Here is a 19,946-nt window from a genome sequence, read left to right as displayed (position 1 = left end):
CATAATAAAAGAGCGGAGATTCATCTCCACCCTTAATTAAGCCATTCCGACATGACCAAGTATTATTTTCTGTACATATCCTTTTTCAACAACAAACTGTATAGCGTTACCATTCAGATTATAGATGTATACACCATCAACTTTTGATGGAATAGCTTTATTGCCATCTGATATGAGTTTTCCTTTAAATAGATAATCATTACCATATACTTTTTTTACACTACTCATTTTCAGCTCTTTGTTCTTCACGCCTAAAGTAGCTGTATATGGATTTTTGTCCCCTTGTTTAAAGAACGTATAGTTCTGATCATATACATCTTTTGTGTAACCTGTACCTGATACACCTGAAACAATGCGTTGTAAATCAACTTTATGTTTATTAATCTTCACATTATTGACTTTTACAGCACGCACAAAGTCTTTATCTAATACAAATTTAGCATTTCCACTTGTGTATCCTGAATAGTTATAATAAGGCTTTTGAACCTTGACCATCTTCTGTTTAGCAAGTGCATCTTCACCCTGCACTACACCTAGAGACATTGTTGCGGCTAATGTTGTTGCACCTATTACTTTTGCAAGCTTCTTCATTTTTTACCACTCCTAATATACTATTTCCTATTGGCTCGTATACACGATTACTTTACCCTACTGCGAATACGTAAAACATCACTTAACCTTTGCCCTTTAACATCGCATGCCAGTACATAAATGGAATCGCACGTTTCTTCACTTGATATAGCAATGGATTGGTCTTACCTTGATCGATCGGCATCGACTCTTTCGGTTTCATATCATATCCGAATTCTGCGATAAACGCCTGTCCATATTCAGTTGCTACAGGACATGCCGTTGCGCCATCATAATGACTAGATAACGGTCTATTATTCATTTGTGATAATAAGTTTTTCACAAGAATAGGCACTTGTTTCCTCACTGCAGCTCCCATCTTTACTGTTGGCAAGTTCGTACAATCTCCTATTCCAAATACATTTAGATGACGCACATGCTGTAATGTATTTGGATCTACATCCAGCCATCCTTCAGCATCACTTAAAGTAGATTGCTTCACGACGTCAGGTGCACTCATCGGCGGTGTAACAAGTAGCATCGAGAATGGCACTTCATATGTTTCCAAAGCAACTAAATCTTTAAAAGTAGCACGCTGGTTCTTGCCATCAACTTTCACAAGTTCCTGATTCAATCCATACTCAATATCCTTATTATTCAAATGTTTTTCAATATATGCTCTATACTTTTCTACAGGAAATAGCGTATCTTTTCCCGTCTTAAAGATTAAATGTGGTTGATTCTTTTTCTTGTCATGAACAAACTCATCAAAAGTAAATATTGAATTTTCTGGTGAGACCCCACCTTTAATTACTGATTTCGGTTTCGTTACAATGATATTGCCATCATTTGTCTGTTTCAACGTCTTGTACGTATAGTCTAAATAATCATAAAGATAGTTCGTACATACACCATTCTTTCCTAAAGTTTCTTCTAAACCTTCTATCTTATTGAAATCAAGCTGGATGCCAAGTGCTACCACTAAATATTCATACATCACATATTCACCGTTATCCAAATGAACTTTACGTTCTACCGGCTGAATAAATTTCACCTTTTGCTGTTCGTAATCAATTCCATTCGGTATAACTTTTTTCATAGGCTTAACCGTATCTTTCTTCTTCTCATCCCCAGAACCTACAAGTGGCCAGGCTGGCTGATATGCATGTTTATCCGCATAATCAATAATAAGTATATCTTTTACCCCTGCATTTTTTAATCTACTTGCAGTTGATATACCACCAGCACCTGCTCCAAGTATTATAACTTTGGATTTTTTTATCATTATCTCACCCCTTATAAATGTCTTCGTTATATTCAATACCCTTTATATACTTTTCCATTCATTTTGCATATACCTCGCATGATAAATTGACTATTGGTATAATAAAATGAGGAGGCTTTTAATAGAAAGATTATTTTTAATGCATATTACTCATTATTATGTCGCAATTAATCTATAATTGAGTCTATATCTAGACATTAAATTTTATAGAAATGAGGAAAACAGATGTTCTTAGCCTGGAAAGAAATCATGCATAACAAACTCAAGTTCTCACTGATTATCGGTGTACTTGTTTTAATTTCATATTTATTATTTTTAATTTCCGGACTATCTAATGGCTTAATGGGAATGAACCGAGAAGCAATTGATAAATGGAATCCAGATGCAATTGTCGTCACGAAAGAATCTAACAGAAACTTAGCACAATCTTTAATGGAGCAAGATGCATTGGATAATAAGTTCGATAAAGTCGCGCCAATTAAGAATCTTGCAGTGATCATCGCAAAAGGTGATAAAAAACAAAATACATTGTTATTCGGAATAGATAAAGACACATTCATCAATCCTAATATTACAGAAGGTAAGTCCTTTAACGATGATTACGAAGTGGTTGCGAACGATGGATTAAAACAAAAAGGCTTTAAACTCGGAGATACTGTGGATATTGCTGGTAGTGATGAAGATTTAAAGATCGTTGGATTTACAAATAACGCAAAATATAATGCAGCGAATGTGTTGTACAGTAATAATGCAACTGCAGACAAACTTTCTATGAACCGTTTGAAAGACAAAGCGAATGCATTTTTAATTAAAGATTCGAATTATAAAGCCCAAAAAATCGATAGTGACTTTGAAGCAATTGATAAAGAAACGTTTATTACTAAGTTGCCAGGTTACACAGAACAAAAGCTGACACTAGATGTCATGAGTTATTTCTTATTTACGATTGCAACATTTATTATCGGGATATTCCTTTATATATTAACGATTCAAAAAGCACCCGTATTTGGTCTACTTAAAGCACAAGGGATTAGCAATGGCTTCTTAGCGCGATCATTAATCATCCAGACGTTAATCTTATCAGTTATCGCTGTCGTCATTGCACTGATACTTACTATAATCACTGCTAACATCATACCTGATGTTGTACCAATAAAGTTTGTATGGTCAATGATTGGAATTTATGCCGGCGTTATTATATTAACAGCGATTATCGGTGGATTATTCTCTATCCGTTCAATCCAAAAAGTAGATCCATTAAAAACGATAGGATAAGGTGAGCATATGGTATTAACATTAAAAGAAGTTAACAAATCATTTGGTAAAGACCAAACTTATGTCGAAGCACTAAAACCTGTTGATTTCCATATCAATGCAGGAGAAATGGTAGCTGTCATCGGCCCATCTGGTTCTGGTAAAAGTACATTCTTAACCATCGCCGGATTACTTCAGCAACCAACAAACGGTACAATAATAATCGATAATGATGATGTAAGTAAACTTTCAGAGAAACAACGCGCGAAACTACGTCTAAAGAAGATAGGATTTATATTACAGTCGTCAAATTTAGTCCCATTCCTGAAGGTCAAAGATCAGTTTAAGTTACTAGACAAAGTGAATAAAAATCATATTGAAACAGCTGAATTTCAAAGTCAGGTAAAACAACTAGGCCTTGAAAATGTGCTCAATCAATTCCCTGCTGAACTCTCAGGCGGACAACGTCAACGTGTTGCAATTCTTAAAGCGATGTACACTAACCCTTCGCTTATTCTGGCTGATGAACCGACAGCAAGTTTAGATGGGAAACGTGCAGTTGAAGTGATTCAAATGATTCGTACAATCGTTAAAGACAGTAATAAGGCAGCGATTGTTGTAACGCATGATACGAGGTTACTTGAGTATTTCGATAAAGTGTACCATATGGAAGATGGGATACTAGAACAACAGTAAGAGGTGGAATATATGACGGAACACCTTATAGAAGGTATAGCAGTAGATGAACAAGGAAGATGTGCGCATTATAACGCGCCTGTAGATGTAGTGTGCTATAGGTTCCCTGATAGCAATACATATTATCCTTGTCATTTGTGTTATGAAGAGATTAATCATAAATCTCCAGCTGAAAAATATCCGATACATTCTGAAGTGACAGCTGTTTTATGTGGTGTTTGCCAAACAGAAATCCCGATTAATGTGTATGTCAATGTTACTCAATGTCCTAACTGTACGCATCCATTCAATCCGGGATGTAAAAATCATTTTCACTATTATTTTGAAATTTAAAAAGCACACGGAAGGAATTAAACTCCTTTCTTGTGCTTTTAATTATGTTACATATAATCTTCTGCCTGTTCCCCATGCTTCTTGCCATAAGACTCCATCATTTTAAGAATCGGTAATATCTCTTGTCCCATCTCTGTTAATGAATATTCAACGCGAGGCGGCAAGATGAAACTTGCGTTACAAATGGTTTCTGGTTATGGTGGTGAATTTAAGATGTGGCGTATGCCAGGAGCTGTTGCAGATGCGACAGACAGATTCTCAATCGTTCCAGACTCATCACATGATGGTGTTAAAGATTTCGTAGAACAAGTTGTTCCTATCTTACAAGAACGCGGATTATTCCATACAGAATATGAGGTGAAACATTACGTGAGAATCTAGGTGTTTCTTATGAGTATGGATTGAATCACTAGAAAAAAAGAGTAAGTACTGATAAATTTCAATTACCAGTACTTACTCTTTATTTAATTAAGTTCATCTCTCATATTGTCTATTCACAAATTCAATATATCGTTTTGTACCTTCTCTCAATTCACTTTCAGTCGCATGATTGACGGTGCCGAATTGCGCGAAGTATCCAATATATTGCGCACCAACATAATGGAACGTTGCTTCAAATGGAGTCAATAATTCATCCATATTAAACTTATTGAATCCTTTTGCAGTGTAATCCGATTTCGGACTACCTACAGTGACAGCTAACCCAAAAGATTTATCCTTTAGCTTTGTTCCTTTTGGTCCATATGCATAGTTAAACAAGAATACTTCATCAAGATATTGTTTTAACAATGGTGGGCTGCTATACCAATAGAACGGGAATTGAAAAATCACTTTATCGTATTTTAGCAACCTCTGTTGCTCTTCAGAAACATCCAGCTTTGAATCCGAATATATTTCGTAAAGATCCACGACATCAATATCCGCTTCAATTAAAGCTTCTTTCCACATACGATTAACAATTGATTTATTCATCTCCGGATGAGTGATAATAACAAGTGTACTCATCAAATCAGCTCCTATTCAATTTCCTTAATTACTTTAGCAGGTGTGCCGGCCACAATAGTATTTGGTGGTACGTCTTTTGTTACTGTTGAATCTGCTGCAACAATTGAATTCTCTCCAACTGTAACACCAGGTAATACAGTGACATTTGCACCAATCCATGCATTTTTCTTAATAACAACTTTATTAACAACAAGACCACGTCGTTTCGCTGGATCTACAATATGGTTCACTGATATTATTCTTGCTGATGGTCCGATCAACACATTATCTTCTATCTCAATACCACCTAAATCAACAAACGTTACATTCTTGTTGATAAAGATTTCTTTCCCTAATTTAATATGTCTTCCGTAGTCAGTATAGAATGGCAGAGAGACGACAACACTTTCATCAATCGTTTGACTCGTCATTTCACCAAGAATTTTTAATACTTCTGAATTTGTTTTATAGCCATCATTGATTTCAAATGATAATCTTTCATTGTTTCCTTTATGCTCATGAATCTCATCATAAATAGGATCATCTTTCAAAATTTCGATGTTCTGAATTCGTTCTAGCAAAGTCATGAATATCACTCCTTTTCTTAAGTTTACTATAAATTGATTTGCTTAATAAATGAAATCATCTATTTAAGATAGGAATGTACGTAAAAAATCCGAGATGTATGAACATCCCGGATGATTGTTATCGTCTTCTTTTTGTGAATGCTCTAGCACCGTGCGTTTTTGCTAAATCCAATAATGGACTCCATGCGTTTGTATGGACTACCGGGTTTTGATTGTTTCCGAGTCTTCTGATCTGCTGTTCATAATATGCAATACCGATAAATCCACCTAACTTTTTATCGAGTGACTTCACTTTCGTTGTCAGTCTTGGAATGGTCATATCTTCGTATGTGCCATTTTGAAGTTGATTTGGTAATTCAGGGTTTAAGACTAGTGGTCTTGCAATACCAATCATCGCTACATTTGTATTCGTTATCGTATCAATCATACTTTCTTGTTTTCGGAATCCACCGATAACTGAAATTGGTACATTTACTATGTCACTGATTTGTTTTGCATAATCTAAGAAGTATACTTCACCGTCACCCATCATTTCAGGTTTCTCATAATCTCCGCCTGATATTTCAATATGATCAATACCTAATTCAGCCATTTTCTTGATCACTGCAATTGAATCTTCTAATGAGAATCCTTTATCATTGAAATCTGTTGAATTAATCTTCAAGCTGATTGGGAAATCTTCTCCAAGCGCGTTTCTCATTCCTGTATAAATATCAATTAAGAATTGCATACGTTTCTCTAAAGTCCCACCATACTCATCAAAACGTCGGTTATCTCTTGATGATAAGAACTGACTTACTAAATATCCATGTGCGCCATGAATCTGAACACCAGTAAATCCTGCTTTCTTCGCTACTACTGCAGCTGTAACAAAGCGTTCAATCGTTTCCTTAATTTCATTGATTGTCATTTCACGCGGTGGATTAAATGCACTACCAGCATCTCCTCCAATCGGGATAGCACTTGGTGCGATCGGTTGCTTTGATACTGATTTAGGGCTTTGTTTACCTGGATGATTAATTTGCATCCAAATATGACTACCGTTACGTTTACCTGCATCTGCCCAACGTGTTAATATATCTAAATCTCTATCATCTTCAATGACGACATTGCCAGGCTCACCTAGATAACGTCTATCAACCATTACATTCCCTGTAAGCGACATCCCGATACCACCATCAGCCCAATGTTTATAAGCATTAACTAGTTCTTCTGTAGGACGATGTGTTTTGTCACCCATCCCTTCGCTCATCGCACCTTTATATAATCTATTTTTAATCGTTACACCATTCTTTAATACAAGTGGCTCAAATAATTTATCTACTGACATGTATTTCACTCCTAATATTATTTTATATAATTTCTTTTTATATAATTACTTTTTATAATCAATTATCGATATTATTTTATTAGTGTCTACTTTAATATCTTTACTATATTGCTTGATTTGAATGGCTTTCATTATGATTCTCCTTCATTTGTTTAATAACATCTTCTAACGTTCTTGCTTTTAATGATTGAAATAATTGCTGTTCGGCATCTGTAAATATCGGATTGAGCACCGTTTCAATATTCTGAGCGACAGGACACTCTGGATTTACGTCTGTATGAACATTTAATAGTTTCACTTCTTTTGGATGTACTGCCTGATAAATTTCTAATAAATTAATATCTCGACTTGATTTAAGAAGTGACATCCCACTCTTACCTTGTGTACTTTCGATTAAATATGCTTTCTTTAATAATGCTGTAATCTTTCTGATATAACTTGGATTCGTATTTACGCTATTCGCTAAAGTGTCTGAATTCTGAACCTCTGTTGATTCTGATATCATTACCATAATGTGCAGTGCAACTGAAAATTTAATATCCATGAACTTCATCTCACTTCCGATTTGTTGTTGTATCTAATACAGATACAAATATATCATACATTGATAAAAAGTCAAAATAAAAAGACAACCGAAGTTGTCATTTCATATTATATTTATTCACTTTCCCTATAAATCATTTAACTGACTTAGACGATATTCTAATGCTTCAAAATCTATAATACGTGCTTGTCTATGAAATTCTCTACCTTGCGCGTTTAATATAATCACCGGAGCAGTAAATAGAGACAACTGACCCGCAGCTTCTGGGATTTCATTGACTAAAATCTTTGCACTCGGTATATCATAATTTTCAACTAAGCGTTCTACTTTTGGAAGGTCTGCGTGACAAACACTACATCCCTCACTCATTACATATAATACAAACTTCTCTTGATTCATTTTATCTACCAATGTGTCATAATCCTTAATATGTTCCATTACCACACCTCCAAAGTGGTATCATCATACTACGTTTTATTTTTTTATTCATTTTATTTGCTTATTTTATCATCAATAACCTGTATTTATTTATCCCTTATATCGTTCTTATCTTTTCCATCTCATCAGCTAAGCGGTTATCATCCTGATTATCACTATCACGTAAATTCAAGACGATATTTTTATAATCTTTGTCACTTCTATTCTGACTTAGTTTATATTTAAGACCCGCTTCACGAACCTTTACTTTATATCCGATAACCCCTTTAGCCTGTTTTAATACATCTTCACTTAACGTATCAAAAGTTCTCGCATTGTCACCTGTTTCATAATGATCAGTCAAACGTTTTAAGTCTTCCATCAGTTCATCTTGATCGAGTACAGCACATTCTCCTTTTAGCTGCGCTGCCTGATAATTCCACGTAGAAACTTCTTCTTGTTCATACCAAGAAGACGATACATAACCATGTGCACCGGTAAATTGAATCAGAACATTTTGATTGTTTTCTAATGTATTTGTTTGCGGATTTGGTCTTGCTAAATGAAATGACAATACAATTTCATCATCAATTACATCAACCATGACTGGTACCTGGGATGCGTAAGGTACATCGTTTTGCGATGATATAACCGTTGCAAATGAATTTCTTTTCAAGAAAGTAATTAGCGCATTAAAATCTTCTACTTTAAACAATTGTGGTAAAAACATACAAACATCCCCTAATAATTATTATTTATTTAATAGACTACCACTCTTTAAAGTTTCCTTCATCTCTTAAAACGTTTAATCGATTTGTTACGTCTTCCATAAATAACTTCCTATCGGCAGTGAACTTGAATGGTTCACCTATAAAGATATCAACAAAAAATGGCACGAGTATAAAGCTATCTTTCGGCAATGCTTTTCCTAAACCATGCATAAATATTGGCTGAATCGGTATTTCCGGTCTTTCTCTCATTAAATAATAAATACCTGATTTGTATTTTGATAATTTCTCAGGTTCACCACGTGATCCTTCTGGATACAATATGATAATACCATCATTATCTAATTCATCTAATATCGGTTGAAACATCCCTTTAAAATCTTTTGTCATCTTCCGTTCAATCGGTATAATATTCATTACTTTTGTTGAGAACCAGCTTAATAGTTTATTCTTCAGAAAATAATCTCCAGCAGCCACTGGTCGTACATGACGAAAACTCTTCCCTTTAAATAGACTCATTAATACAATTGTATCCAGATGGCTATTATGATTGGCGATTAATACTAACGGACCTGATTGCTGTAATCTTTCATAGTTTCTAATATTCAACCCTAAAACAACAAATACAATGGGACGAACAATCAGTGCAAACAATATATTGCGCATAAATTACGTCACCTCTCTAAAAATAGAAGAATCTTGTAAAATGAAAGAATAGTGGTGCAGTATATGTCAGCGAATCAACACGATCTAATATGCCGCCGTGTCCGGGTATTGCCTGAGATGTATCTTTTATATTTAAATCACGTTTCAGTGCTGAGATATTCACATCACCAATAAACCCACTAACACTGATATATATTCCTGCAATAATCATTCCTGCTAAAGTAAAAGGCGTAAGTAAAGGACCTAAAATTGTTGCGAGAATTGTTGTAAGAATGATTCCTCCAATAAATCCTGCCCATGTTTTGTTAGGACTAACTTTCGGTATAATCTTTCGTTTACCAAAGAGTTTTCCGGTAATATATTGAAATACATCATTCGCTTGTGTAAGTATCACTAAAAATAATACTAGACTTGCACCAGATACCATATTATCATCACCCGGCAACACTATTAAATATGCTAAGTGACTTAAACTAAAGACAAACAGCATAATTCCCCATTGAATCGTTGCCATAGAATGTAAAAATCCTTTCGTTTCTCCAACAATCAATGCCTGGATTGGAATAAACAAGAACATATAAACAGGGATGAATACAATAAAGAATCCATAAAAACCTTTATAAATGAGTATAAATTGTATCGGTATTGATAAATACGCCCATAAATATACTAAACGATGACTTCGATTTGTTGGAATTAATGAAAAGTATTCCTTTAATGCGATAAAACAAAGAAATGCCATAAAGATAAGGGACACTGTTTTATGTATTATGAGTGCGAGCGCGAAAATAATACACATCATCCACCACGATTTCACACGCAACCAAATATTTTCAGTATCTTTATTCGGATATTTCCTGAGTAATATTTGACTAATAATCGTTGAAATGATGAGTACTATGAAAATACCAATCAATACAGTTATCATTTCATCCGACAACCTATTCAGATTCATATGATGCTCCTTTCAATCCATTAGCGATTCTTATATACGTATTTAATATAATGAGTAATGTTGCGATGTACAGGATGATATGTATAAAAGGAATAATTTTTATATTCAATGCAATCAATAATGATACTAAACCAATCAAGAATGCTCTGTCACTTTTACCCATCGGACCATTATACATGCGTTTAGCGCCGATAATCTGGACAAGACTTCCTGCCATTTCACTAACAATTGAAAAACCAATAAACAAAAGAACAGAGATTCCTTTATCATGCACTATCAATATAAAAGGTAAGAATAATACAAGATCACTAACTACATCACCAATTTCATTAAGTAACATACCTAGATTAGATTTCATATTATATTTCTTTGCCATAACGCCATCTATTGCATTGAGTGCCATACGTACAAACATCACTATCGGCATCAGTAAAAAAATCCATCTATTGTTGTAATTCAATGCAATGATCGCTCCCGTAATAATAGATAAAACCAATGCACTCACTGTTATTTGGTTTGGTGTCATCCCTACCGCGCGCAACTTATCAACGATAGGCATTAATAATTGTTGAAATTTTGGTTTCAGTTCATAAATACTAATCATACAATTCTCCTTTCATAAATACTAATCATACAATTCTCCTTGCTTTTTATCACAATAATTTATTGTTTTATTTTTATCCATGTACTTCATCTCATTAATTTTAATATGATATATTTAATGTAATTATACACATTACTATTTTAATTATAAAATACATTTTGCATAAAATATTTGTTTTGAGGGGATAATTATGGTCAGTTTAATCGCATTGTTATGGGGATTTGCTGAAGCAACAATATTTTTTATCATTCCAGACGTTTTTTTATCTTATATTGCCATTACTGAAAAAAATATAAAAAAAGTTACTAAAGTTCTTATACTAACACTCATCGGTGCACTTGCAGGAGGGATAATTATATATTTAACTGCAAAACATAATCCTGACATAGTAGAAAACATATTATTAGCTGTTCCTTCTGTTCAACCTTATATGATAGAGCATGTTGAAACGGCTATGAATAATCACCCTTTCACCGGTCTTATTTCTGGCCCGATATTCGGAGTACCATATAAACTGTTTGGATTTGAAGCGCCAAACCACATGAGTTTACCAATATTTATTATAGGTTCTATCCCTGCACGTTTATTACGATTTATGATTGTTTCAATATTGGCATATTTTCTTTCTCACTATTTATGTAAAAACTTAAAATACAAAACAAAACTTACGATTTGGGTAGTCGTTTGGATTTTTGTATACACTATTTATTTTAGTGTTCATGGCATTTAATTTGAAAGCGTTTACTATAAAATCAGTTAGCATAAAATATTCTTCAGAAGTAATGTTAAATTTTATGTAATTTCTTTAAACATTATTTTGAATATTTATCGATTAGTCGTATAATTAAATTGGGCACAAATATTGTTTTAGAAACTTAAATATGAAAAGGGGTTTTTATATGAAAGAAGCAACATCTCAAATGGTCAGCATTATTTTAAACGGCAAACCAATGGATGTCCCTACTCAAGTAAGTATTTTAGATTACTTGCGTTATAAAGGTATTGATGTACCAGCACTTTGTTATCATCCAGATTTAGGGGCCATTGAAACTTGTGATGCTTGTATCGTTGAAGTTAATGGGGAACTCGTTCGTGCATGTAGTACAGAATTAAAAGACGGAGACGTTGTTAGAACGGGCTCAAGCGATGCATTTGAGGCACAAATGATCGCTATGGATAGAATATTAGCAAATCATGAACTTTACTGTACTGTTTGTGATTTTAATAATGGTAATTGTACAGTACATAATACAGTTAAAAACTTAAAAATCGATCACCAGGCAACTGCGCAGTCACCAAAAGGTGCTCCAAAGAATGTCGGTAAATTCTATCGCTATGATCCAGATCAATGTATACTTTGTGGTCGCTGTGTTCAAGCTTGTCAGAATGTACAGGTAAACGAAACATTAATGATTGACTGGGAATTAGAACGACCTCGTGTTATCTGGGACGGTAATACTGATTTAAATATCGATGATTCTTCATGTGTAAATTGTGGTCACTGTTCAACAGTATGTCCATGTAATGCAATGATGGAAGTTGGTATGGTCGGTGAAGCTGGCTTCTTAACAGGTATGCTGAAAGATGCATTCCGTCCAGCAGTAGAAGTTACAAAGGCTGTTGAAACTGGTTATACGCCGTTAATGGCAATTTCAGATGTTGAAGCAGAAATGCGTAAAGATAGAATTAAAAAGACTAAAACAGTATGTACATACTGTGGTGTTGGATGTTCATTTGAAGTATGGACAAAAGACCGTGAAATCTTAAAAGTTGAACCGAGTCCTGAAAGTCCAGCAAACCAAATTTCAACTTGTGTTAAAGGTAAATTCGGTTGGGATTTTGTAAATTCAGGTGAGCGTTTAACGAAACCATTGATTCGTGAAGCTGATGGCTTTAGAGAAGCAACATGGGAAGAAGCACTGAGCTTAATCTCAAGCAAATTCAAAGAAACAATCGATACACGCGGTCCAGAAAAATTAGCGTTTATCACATCATCAAAATGTACGAATGAAGAATCATTCTTAATGCAAAAATTAGCACGTCAGGTTGTAGGAACAAATAACGTTGATAACTGTTCACGTTACTGTCAATCACCTGCAACAATGGGACTATGGAGAACTGTAGGTTATGGTGGCGATTCAGGTTCAATTACTGATATCGGAAGCGCTGGATTAATCATCGGCTTAGGAACAAATACTGCTGAGGCACATCCAGTTATCGCAACACGTGTAAAGAGTGCCCAAAAATTACGTGGTGCTAAATTATTAGTTGTAGATATCCGTAAACATGAACTTGCTGAGCGTGCTGATATGTTTGTCCGTCCTAACCCAGGTAGTGACTTAGTATGGTTAAATGCTGTTACAAAATACATCATCGATAATAACTGGCAAGATCAAGCGTTCATCGATAAACACGTAAATAATTACGAAGCTTTAGTAGAAGGATTACAAAAATATACAATTGAATATGCTGCTAAACATACTGGCATGAGTGAAGCTGAAATCATCAAGATTGCAGAAATGATTCACGAAGCGAAATCTACTGTAGTTATGTGGGCGATGGGTGTTACACAACAACGTGGAGGTAGTGATACTTCTACTGCGATTTCTAATATGTTACTTGTTACTGGTAACTATATGAAACCAGGTGCAGGATCATATCCATTACGTGGTCACAATAACGTTCAAGGTGCTTCTGATATGGGTAGTATGCCAACGCATTTACCAGGTTATCAAAAGATTGCTGACAAAGCAGTACTTGATAAGTTCAGCAAAGCATGGGGCGTTGAAATGAATCCAAACGTTGGTCAGAATAACCACCAAATGGTAGATGCCATGCATGCAGGCGAATTAGATGTGTTATACCTTAAAGGTGAAGATATGGGTATCGTTGATTCTAATATCAACTACGTACGTGAAGGATTCGAGAAATTAAAATTCTTCGTTGTTCAGGATATCTTCTTCTCAAAAACTGCTGAATATGCAGATGTTATCCTACCTGCATCTCCAAGTTTTGAAAAAGAAGGCACATTCTCAAATACAGAACGTCGTATCCAACGTTTATATCAAGTAATGGAGCCTTTAGAAGGTACTAAACCAGACTGGAGAATCATTCAGGAAATCGCACAACGTTTAGGTGCAGATTGGAACTACAGCCACCCAAGTGAAATCATGGATGAAATCGCATCACTTACACCGATTTATTCTGGTGTATCATACGATAGACTTGAAGGCTTTAACAGTTTACAATGGCCAGTTCATGAAGATGGTACAGATTCACCATTATTATTTACAGATGGGTTCCCATTTGAAGATAAGAAAGCTAACTTCTTCCCTGTTGACTGGACTGAACCAACAGAATATGCTGAAGAATACGATATCCATGTTAACAACGGACGTCTACTTGAGCACTTCCATGAAGGTAATATGACTTATCAAGTTAAAGGTCTTGCAATGGAAACACCAGAAGCATTCTTAGAAGTATCTCAAGAGCTAGCGGATGAAAAAGGACTTCATACTGGTAACTTAGTAAGACTTCAATCACCTTATGGTAAAGTTGATGTTCGCGTATTAATTACTGACCGCGTATTCGGTAAAGAAGTATACTTACCAATGAACGATAATGGCGATGCAGCAATTAACCTACTATCTAGTTCTATCGCTGATAAAGATACTTCAACACCAGCATATAAAGAAACTAAAGCCAAATTAATCATCTTAGATAATAGTAGAAAATCACCATTACCAGAAAACAACTTCCGTTTCGGTAACCGTGTACCTCAAATGGGCGTAAATGTTCAAGGTAAATGGAATAGAGCTGATTACGTATTCCCTGGAGATATCGTTAAATCAAAAAGAGGTGATAAATAATGGCGCAACCTACAAGAGTAGTTAAACCGATGGAAGTGGATGTTGAAGCGGTACGTGCAAAAGAATTACGTGAGTTAGAAGACCAGTTAATTCAACATAAAGATACACTGAACAAATTATTCAGATTACTTGAGCAACTTGATGATCATGAAGCATTAAATGCAGCAAATGCTGCATTAGCGCAAAGTGATCCTATCTTAACACGTATTTTAAAAGCTGTTAATGAAACCGAGACAGATCAGGCTATTAGAAATGCTTTATTACTTGTTCAAGGATTAGGTAAATTTAACTTCAGCGATATCGAGCCAATGATTTTAAAGTTTAACAAAGGTTTGAAACTTTCAACTGAGTATAACCAAAGTAAGCCTTTAGGTTGGTTAGGATTACTTAACGTATTAACAAATAAAGACTTTATTGAAGGATCTATTGTATTAACGAAATTCGTTAAAGGATTCGGCACGTCATTCGATCAACTGAAGAAAGAACAAGGTATCGTTGATCCTGTGCATACAAATAAAGGTGAAGTTAAAGATATGCATCATGTTGAGTTACCAAGTAAAGTAGCGAAAGATGAAGTGAAACAACAATTTATCACACATAAAGAAGCATCTCAATCAAACGCAAAGTTTTACGGTGTTGTAGCAGGTGCTGCAGCATTAGGTGTTAGTGCATTATTGATGAGAAAGTAATATCAACAATAAAATTGAGAACTAAAATAAACCACAAGTCTTCAAAAGAAGACTTGTGGTTTTATTATTTAATTATTGATTTTAAATACAAATCTTAAATTACTTCTCATCTTTAAAACTTGCAAGTAACGATGCAGTATTCAATGCTAAAATATTTCTCGCATTCTTCGTAGCATCATAACCTTGTCCAGCTTTTAAATGCGAATAGATTGCACCTAACATCACACCACCAACAAGTAATGAACCTGCCTGATTAAATTTCTTATTAAAAATAGATAAAGCTAGTAACGCTGCACCAGTCGTTTCAACGCCACCGATTAATTTCATAAATTCTTTAGAGTAACCAAACTCTTCAAACATTTTAACTAAGTTTTCATCTTCCTGAAGCTTTCCCTTACCTGCGTTAAACATTTCTTTAGCGATGAATAAGTTATTGATATAATTTAACATCGTATCTGCTCCCTTATTATTAATAGTTATTAGTACTATAACCTTAAAAATAACTTTAAAAACATTAGATTTAAATGTGACATCATTAAATTAATGAAATGCTAAATTATTTTTTGCGTTTTCTTGAGAAAAGAAAACTTAACACAGCTACAATTAACAGCAAAATAGCGACTGAAACTAAAGTAGTATTACGTTGTTCCCCTGAATCAGGTAAATTAGAATGATGCTCTGTAGGACTTGTACTCATTTGTTTTACTGGAATAGTTGTTTGAGCTGCAGGTTCTGCTTCAATATTATCTACAAAATTATCAGCAAAGCCACTTGTTAAATCTGACGATTCTTCTGATTTCAATTTTGCGTTGAGCTGTTCTAATTTATCAGCTTTTTCTTTAAGGTCATTTTTCAGGATATCCAGGGTTTCCATGTTAAATGAATCATCACTTATCTTATTATGGCTCTTTAAATTTTGAAGTCTTTCAATCAAAGCTTTATTTCTTTCTGATAATGTAGAAATATCAAACCCACTATTTAATAGATGATCAAAATTAAAATCATACTGATGTAATTTTAAATAAGATTTTAACGTATGATTTAAAATATCAATCACTTTTCTTTCATATTGTAAATCAGTAATCACTTTTTGCTCAAGCTTATCTAACAAACCTTGAAGCGTTTGTTTATCAGCATCATTAAACCATTTCTCTTTAATCGTGACATCAGGTAAATTTGGTGTATTGATTACAATATTATCTTTTGTATTTTCAACATTTTGTACTTTGTTATCAATATCCTCTACTTTAGCATCAATACGCGCATTTACATCTTGCTTCACTCTGTCATAATCAGCTTTGTCCTGATTTACCGTCTCAATCATGCGATCAGCTTTGTCCTTAAATTCTTGATGCTGTTGCTCTATGTCATCATGCTTCTCCTTCACAACATTTATATCTTCTTTCACATTATTAATCACTTCATGATTTTGTTTTATATCCACTTTAGTACGCGCAATCTCTTGTCTTACTGACTGTCTCTTAGTATCAAGCTCAGCACGCAGTTCACTAGCATCATTTCGTAATTGCTCCGGGATAGTACTCGCATTTGCTATTGAATACGATATAGTAAGCGAGAAGGTTAAACATGTAACAGCAATTATTTTTGTCAGTTTGTACTTTTCCATATAAATATCCCCTAATATATTTTAATATAGTAATTTCAGTTTAATTATTGTAACATATTTTTTGACATTTTTCTCTCACAAAAATAATTCAGATTTAAAAGGCAATGATTTATCAACAATTTAAATGGTTGATATTTATATTATTCATAAATAATAATTGCTAAATTAATCATCTTCCCCCTATCTTAATTACCATCAATTACTATTTTAAAATAATAAAATATTGATAAAAATAAATAAACCACACTCATAAAAAGTGTGGTTTATGTTATTCTTTATACATTAATGTGTATCATCCTTAATGTGTATTCTCAATCCGCTTTATTCTTGTTAATGTAAAATACTTATTAAAAGCTTCGGCCAGCACCACCACCACCTGATGAACCGCCGCCGAATCCACCACCGCCTGATGAGCCGCCAGATCCTCCTCTCGATCCACCACCCCCTCCAAGTGGAGTACCATCGCCAAACTGAGGTGCTGATGTATCTAATATTCTTGTCTTCACTGGCAGTAATTTCTCCATACGTATTAACGTATCAGTTTCAAGGTCAGGATACATCGGGTCTTTTCGTGTCTCATTATATATTCCGGTTGAAGTTAATTTTCCCTTTAATGCACCTATAATTTCTAAATATATAATGCACACAAATTCCATAAATAACAGAGGAATGCTATGAAGAAAAAATAATATATTCACGAAAGGATTATTATATTTCATCTTAATGTATCGCGCTGCTCGACCATTTACAGCTAGACCATGCATGATCATAAATCTGCGTTCATTTGTGTTCTCACCGAATATATCATGAAAGTCCTTTGTGTAATACTTTAATAAAAATGAAAGTACCGTTGTAATTAATAAATAATAAGCCATTATAATAACAGGTTTCATTATAAAGTCGTTTTCTTCATATAAATCTAAATAGAACTGCCTAATAACAAATTGGTAATTGCTTAATCCGTATATTTCTTCTCGTGATGCATCTTTAGGAAGCTCTGCGTACATTTCCTCAATCGCATCATAAAATGCTTCATATACTTCAATTGTTCCTTTGCTGTAATCACCTTTCTTTAAAGTTTCATAACCGCTTCTATCGATAATTCGACCTACTTTTGCATCATTAAAGTAACCTTCTAGTCCGTAGCCTACACGAACTTCGATGCCACGATTTTTATATTTTTTACCTTTATCCAAATTCAGAAGGATAACAATCCCATTATCTAAATCTTCTTTCCCAATACCATAATGATTAATGACTTCTGTAGCGTACAATTCTCGATATTTACCTGTAGTATTAACGGTAAATACCGCCATTTCTACACCAGTCTCTTCTTCCAGTTGCTCACTGTATCGATTTAAATAATCAATTTCTGAATCAGAGAAGATTTTGGCATTATCCTGTACATATAAATGATCTTTATTCAATTCAGGAAATGTATACGCATTAACTTGGAATGGTGAAACAAGCATCAATATTAGCATTATTATCAATAATTTTATGTATCTCATAATGACCTCTATTGTTTTGTTTTTTGTTTATGTTTTTTCTTTTTTTCAGCTTTCTTTTTCTTTTCGTCCTCAATATATAATTCATAATATGCTTTGTAATTATGCATTACCCTCAGTAATTCCTTTGGCTGAACACCTATATGCTTCGGTAGCTTTATATGTATACATCCATCTTTTATATATGTAGATTTCGCCTTAAATAGACGCCTCGGATCAATCAACTGTACTATAATAATACTTTCTTCACCCTGCTTTTGTAATGTAATATCTTTTACATTCTTCCAGACAACCATCTTATTGGGTTCAGCATCATTTGATATTCTATCAAAAAAGCCTTTCTCATTGATGATCATAACAACTTCACCATGTTTGGAGCGTTTCAGAACAACGAACATCAAGATGAATAATACGAAAAGCCCAATATTTAAAATCAATTGATACCATCCATGGATAAACTGAAACAAGGGATACAAAAATAAAAAAAGACCTATCGTAAAAATAGTTAAAAACGTCGATAACACGATTAACAGTCTATTCGTGATGGTTACTTCATATCCGTACATAGCATACCTCTCTATTTTTTCTGTTATATTTTATTATATATAATTTCGTGTAATATAAAAATCACACTTTACTGATGTAAAGTATGACATTAAATTAATCAAGTGTATTCTCTAGAAATGCAAATTCTTTATCTTCTTTTCCAGACAATTTTTGTTTCCTTTTATATTCTTCAAAAGCATTCTGCATAAACATTAAACATTCTTCATCACTGTACTTTGTAACAAATTTAAGCATTATATTAATTTCACCTTCAGTATATTGAGTATTATAATCTGCTATCATGCGTGTCGCTAGATCTTCATGCTCTAATGTTTTATATGGATCTTTCAGTGCAACAGTAATATATGACTGTCCACCAAAATATCTTAAGGAAATATCTTTAACTTCTTTCCAATGCACTAATCTATCACCCGTAGCTATCATTGAAGAATTATCATAAAATCCCTCTTCATTTATAGTTACTAAGGGCTTATTAAAAACTAAATGTTTTAGATAGAACATGGAAAAAAAATACATTGTTAATGCTAAAAAGACTCCCAATAACCTCATATCCCATCCATTCTCTTCCCAAGCTATAATTTCAATAAAGGTTAATAGTAATCCACTAATAAACAATATTAAAAAAGCAAATAACATTTCGAACTGACCCCATTTAGTGAGACAAAATAAAAAAGCACTCTTGTTGAATTCATATTAAAATGAATTTGATAGGAGTGTTTTTATTATGAAAAGA

At 33.8% G+C, this 19,946-nt stretch carries 22 protein-coding genes and 2 pseudogenes; 7 read left to right on the top strand and 17 right to left on the bottom strand.

The window, feature by feature from the left end:
• Positions 1 to 36 precede the first annotated feature (36 nt).
• Entirely contained in the window at positions 37 to 591 is a 555-nt protein-coding gene (gene isaB, locus BHU61_RS12145) for an immunodominant staphylococcal antigen IsaB family protein (RefSeq protein WP_111717222.1), read from the bottom strand.
• A gap of 82 nt (positions 592 to 673) precedes the next feature.
• Positions 674 to 1,855: an NAD(P)/FAD-dependent oxidoreductase gene (locus tag BHU61_RS12140; RefSeq protein ID WP_111717221.1), complete on the bottom strand. Its 1,182-nt coding sequence runs from the start codon at positions 1,853 to 1,855 to the stop codon at positions 674 to 676.
• 225 nt (positions 1,856 to 2,080) lie between these two features.
• Here BHU61_RS12140 and BHU61_RS12135 point away from each other — a divergent pair, with 225 nt between their 5' ends.
• The 3 genes from BHU61_RS12135 to BHU61_RS12125 are packed head-to-tail and all read left to right on the top strand — an operon-like array spanning position 2,081 to position 4,138.
• On the top strand, positions 2,081 to 3,130 hold the full coding sequence (locus tag BHU61_RS12135) for an ABC transporter permease (RefSeq protein WP_111717219.1): 1,050 nt from the start codon (positions 2,081 to 2,083) through the stop codon (positions 3,128 to 3,130).
• A gap of 9 nt (positions 3,131 to 3,139) precedes the next feature.
• Positions 3,140 to 3,805 carry an ABC transporter ATP-binding protein gene (locus BHU61_RS12130; RefSeq protein ID WP_099578899.1) on the top strand — a complete coding sequence of 222 codons (666 nt, stop codon included), beginning with the start codon at positions 3,140 to 3,142 and terminating at the stop codon, positions 3,803 to 3,805.
• Positions 3,806 to 3,817: 12 nt separating this feature from the next.
• Positions 3,818 to 4,138, top strand: a complete 321-nt coding sequence (locus BHU61_RS12125; protein WP_111717217.1) for a CHY zinc finger protein — start codon at positions 3,818 to 3,820, stop codon at positions 4,136 to 4,138.
• 47 nt (positions 4,139 to 4,185) lie between these two features.
• Here the strand turns inward: BHU61_RS12125 and BHU61_RS12120 are convergent.
• Positions 4,186 to 4,302, bottom strand: a pseudogene (locus tag BHU61_RS12120) (winged helix-turn-helix transcriptional regulator); the annotation flags it as partial.
• A 1-nt stretch (position 4,303) separates the two neighbouring features.
• On the opposite strand from BHU61_RS12120, the gene BHU61_RS12115 reads away from it, so the two are divergent.
• Positions 4,304 to 4,519, top strand: coding sequence for a hypothetical protein (locus tag BHU61_RS12115; RefSeq protein WP_242444259.1), 216 nt, complete (start codon positions 4,304 to 4,306; stop codon positions 4,517 to 4,519).
• A 93-nt stretch (positions 4,520 to 4,612) separates the two neighbouring features.
• Here BHU61_RS12115 and BHU61_RS12110 read toward each other — a convergent pair whose 3' ends face one another.
• From BHU61_RS12110 to BHU61_RS12070, 9 genes are all read right to left on the bottom strand, one after another.
• A complete protein-coding gene (locus tag BHU61_RS12110; RefSeq protein WP_111717213.1) occupies positions 4,613 to 5,143 on the bottom strand; it encodes an NAD(P)H-dependent oxidoreductase in 531 nt (176 codons plus the stop codon).
• An 11-nt stretch (positions 5,144 to 5,154) separates the two neighbouring features.
• On the bottom strand, positions 5,155 to 5,718 hold the full coding sequence (locus BHU61_RS12105) for a DapH/DapD/GlmU-related protein (RefSeq protein ID WP_242444258.1): 564 nt from the start codon (positions 5,716 to 5,718) through the stop codon (positions 5,155 to 5,157).
• Between the two features lie 109 nt (positions 5,719 to 5,827).
• Positions 5,828 to 7,039 carry an NADH:flavin oxidoreductase/NADH oxidase family protein gene (locus BHU61_RS12100; protein ID WP_111717210.1) on the bottom strand — a complete coding sequence of 404 codons (1,212 nt, stop codon included), beginning with the start codon at positions 7,037 to 7,039 and terminating at the stop codon, positions 5,828 to 5,830.
• 103 nt (positions 7,040 to 7,142) lie between these two features.
• Positions 7,143 to 7,583 (bottom strand): Rrf2 family transcriptional regulator, encoded by a 441-nt coding sequence (locus BHU61_RS12095; protein ID WP_111717208.1) that lies wholly within the window; start codon positions 7,581 to 7,583, stop codon positions 7,143 to 7,145.
• 126 nt (positions 7,584 to 7,709) lie between these two features.
• Positions 7,710 to 8,021, bottom strand: coding sequence for a thioredoxin family protein (locus BHU61_RS12090; RefSeq protein ID WP_111717206.1), 312 nt, complete (start codon positions 8,019 to 8,021; stop codon positions 7,710 to 7,712).
• A 97-nt stretch (positions 8,022 to 8,118) separates the two neighbouring features.
• On the bottom strand, positions 8,119 to 8,730 hold the full coding sequence (locus BHU61_RS12085; RefSeq protein WP_111717204.1) for an FMN-binding negative transcriptional regulator: 612 nt from the start codon (positions 8,728 to 8,730) through the stop codon (positions 8,119 to 8,121).
• Positions 8,731 to 8,767: 37 nt separating this feature from the next.
• Complete coding sequence (locus BHU61_RS12080; RefSeq protein WP_111717202.1) at positions 8,768 to 9,394, bottom strand: lysophospholipid acyltransferase family protein; 627 nt, start codon at positions 9,392 to 9,394, stop codon at positions 8,768 to 8,770.
• A 16-nt stretch (positions 9,395 to 9,410) separates the two neighbouring features.
• Positions 9,411 to 10,349 (bottom strand): phosphatidate cytidylyltransferase, encoded by a 939-nt coding sequence (locus BHU61_RS12075; RefSeq protein WP_111717200.1) that lies wholly within the window; start codon positions 10,347 to 10,349, stop codon positions 9,411 to 9,413.
• Positions 10,336 to 10,953 carry a CDP-alcohol phosphatidyltransferase family protein gene (locus BHU61_RS12070; protein ID WP_111717198.1) on the bottom strand — a complete coding sequence of 206 codons (618 nt, stop codon included), beginning with the start codon at positions 10,951 to 10,953 and terminating at the stop codon, positions 10,336 to 10,338. Before BHU61_RS12070 ends, BHU61_RS12075 begins: the two co-directional genes overlap by 14 nt.
• A 190-nt stretch (positions 10,954 to 11,143) precedes the next feature.
• On the opposite strand from BHU61_RS12070, the gene BHU61_RS12065 reads away from it, so the two are divergent.
• From BHU61_RS12065 to BHU61_RS12055, 3 genes are all read left to right on the top strand, one after another.
• Positions 11,144 to 11,683: a hypothetical protein gene (locus BHU61_RS12065; protein ID WP_111717196.1), complete on the top strand. Its 540-nt coding sequence runs from the start codon at positions 11,144 to 11,146 to the stop codon at positions 11,681 to 11,683.
• A gap of 169 nt (positions 11,684 to 11,852) precedes the next feature.
• Positions 11,853 to 14,822 (top strand): formate dehydrogenase subunit alpha, encoded by a 2,970-nt coding sequence (gene fdhF, locus BHU61_RS12060; protein ID WP_111717194.1) that lies wholly within the window; start codon positions 11,853 to 11,855, stop codon positions 14,820 to 14,822.
• Positions 14,822 to 15,511 carry a helical membrane plugin domain-containing protein gene (locus tag BHU61_RS12055; protein WP_111717192.1) on the top strand — a complete coding sequence of 230 codons (690 nt, stop codon included), beginning with the start codon at positions 14,822 to 14,824 and terminating at the stop codon, positions 15,509 to 15,511. The genes fdhF and BHU61_RS12055 overlap by 1 nt, the downstream gene beginning before the upstream one ends.
• A 99-nt stretch (positions 15,512 to 15,610) precedes the next feature.
• Here BHU61_RS12055 and BHU61_RS12050 read toward each other — a convergent pair whose 3' ends face one another.
• The 5 genes and pseudogenes from BHU61_RS12050 to BHU61_RS12030 all read right to left on the bottom strand — a co-directional run.
• Positions 15,611 to 15,961, bottom strand: coding sequence for a DoxX family protein (locus BHU61_RS12050; RefSeq protein WP_096077452.1), 351 nt, complete (start codon positions 15,959 to 15,961; stop codon positions 15,611 to 15,613).
• A 106-nt stretch (positions 15,962 to 16,067) separates the two neighbouring features.
• On the bottom strand, positions 16,068 to 17,138 hold the full coding sequence (locus BHU61_RS12045; protein ID WP_111717190.1) for an LPXTG cell wall anchor domain-containing protein: 1,071 nt from the start codon (positions 17,136 to 17,138) through the stop codon (positions 16,068 to 16,070).
• 347 nt (positions 17,139 to 17,485) lie between these two features.
• Positions 17,486 to 18,649, bottom strand: a complete 1,164-nt coding sequence (locus tag BHU61_RS13510; protein ID WP_111717188.1) for a TPM domain-containing protein — start codon at positions 18,647 to 18,649, stop codon at positions 17,486 to 17,488.
• A gap of 8 nt (positions 18,650 to 18,657) precedes the next feature.
• Positions 18,658 to 19,212, bottom strand: a complete 555-nt coding sequence (locus tag BHU61_RS12035) for a hypothetical protein (RefSeq protein ID WP_111717186.1) — start codon at positions 19,210 to 19,212, stop codon at positions 18,658 to 18,660.
• 94 nt (positions 19,213 to 19,306) lie between these two features.
• A pseudogene (locus BHU61_RS12030) lies at positions 19,307 to 19,855 on the bottom strand (STM3941 family protein); the annotation flags it as partial.
• Positions 19,856 to 19,946 lie beyond the last annotated feature (91 nt).

The organism is Macrococcus epidermidis, assembly GCF_003259695.1.
GTDB lineage: Bacteria > Bacillota > Bacilli > Staphylococcales > Staphylococcaceae > Macrococcoides > Macrococcoides epidermidis.
This window is presented reverse-complemented; position numbering and strand designations above follow the sequence as displayed.

Bases quoted from the DNA above. Each gene is read 5' to 3' on its own strand.
- isaB (WP_111717222.1), bottom strand. From the start codon at position 591: ATGAAGAAGCTTGCAAAAGTAATAGGTGCAACAACATTAGCCGCAACA.
- BHU61_RS12140 (WP_111717221.1), bottom strand. From the start codon at position 1,855: ATGATAAAAAAATCCAAAGTTATAATACTTGGAGCAGGTGCTGGTGGT.
- BHU61_RS12135 (WP_111717219.1), top strand. From the start codon at position 2,081: ATGTTCTTAGCCTGGAAAGAAATCATGCATAACAAACTCAAGTTCTCA.
- BHU61_RS12130 (WP_099578899.1), top strand. From the start codon at position 3,140: ATGGTATTAACATTAAAAGAAGTTAACAAATCATTTGGTAAAGACCAA.
- BHU61_RS12125 (WP_111717217.1), top strand. From the start codon at position 3,818: ATGACGGAACACCTTATAGAAGGTATAGCAGTAGATGAACAAGGAAGA.
- BHU61_RS12115 (WP_242444259.1), top strand. From the start codon at position 4,304: ATGAAACTTGCGTTACAAATGGTTTCTGGTTATGGTGGTGAATTTAAG.
- BHU61_RS12110 (WP_111717213.1), bottom strand. From the start codon at position 5,143: ATGAGTACACTTGTTATTATCACTCATCCGGAGATGAATAAATCAATT.
- BHU61_RS12100 (WP_111717210.1), bottom strand. From the start codon at position 7,039: ATGTCAGTAGATAAATTATTTGAGCCACTTGTATTAAAGAATGGTGTA.
- BHU61_RS12095 (WP_111717208.1), bottom strand. From the start codon at position 7,583: ATGGATATTAAATTTTCAGTTGCACTGCACATTATGGTAATGATATCA.
- BHU61_RS12090 (WP_111717206.1), bottom strand. From the start codon at position 8,021: ATGGAACATATTAAGGATTATGACACATTGGTAGATAAAATGAATCAA.
- BHU61_RS12085 (WP_111717204.1), bottom strand. From the start codon at position 8,730: ATGTTTTTACCACAATTGTTTAAAGTAGAAGATTTTAATGCGCTAATT.
- BHU61_RS12080 (WP_111717202.1), bottom strand. From the start codon at position 9,394: ATGCGCAATATATTGTTTGCACTGATTGTTCGTCCCATTGTATTTGTT.
- BHU61_RS12075 (WP_111717200.1), bottom strand. From the start codon at position 10,349: ATGAATCTGAATAGGTTGTCGGATGAAATGATAACTGTATTGATTGGT.
- BHU61_RS12070 (WP_111717198.1), bottom strand. From the start codon at position 10,953: ATGATTAGTATTTATGAACTGAAACCAAAATTTCAACAATTATTAATG.
- BHU61_RS12065 (WP_111717196.1), top strand. From the start codon at position 11,144: ATGGTCAGTTTAATCGCATTGTTATGGGGATTTGCTGAAGCAACAATA.
- fdhF (WP_111717194.1), top strand. From the start codon at position 11,853: ATGAAAGAAGCAACATCTCAAATGGTCAGCATTATTTTAAACGGCAAA.
- BHU61_RS12055 (WP_111717192.1), top strand. From the start codon at position 14,822: ATGGCGCAACCTACAAGAGTAGTTAAACCGATGGAAGTGGATGTTGAA.
- BHU61_RS12050 (WP_096077452.1), bottom strand. From the start codon at position 15,961: ATGTTAAATTATATCAATAACTTATTCATCGCTAAAGAAATGTTTAAC.
- BHU61_RS12045 (WP_111717190.1), bottom strand. From the start codon at position 17,138: ATGGAAAAGTACAAACTGACAAAAATAATTGCTGTTACATGTTTAACC.
- BHU61_RS13510 (WP_111717188.1), bottom strand. From the start codon at position 18,649: ATGAGATACATAAAATTATTGATAATAATGCTAATATTGATGCTTGTT.
- BHU61_RS12035 (WP_111717186.1), bottom strand. From the start codon at position 19,212: ATGTACGGATATGAAGTAACCATCACGAATAGACTGTTAATCGTGTTA.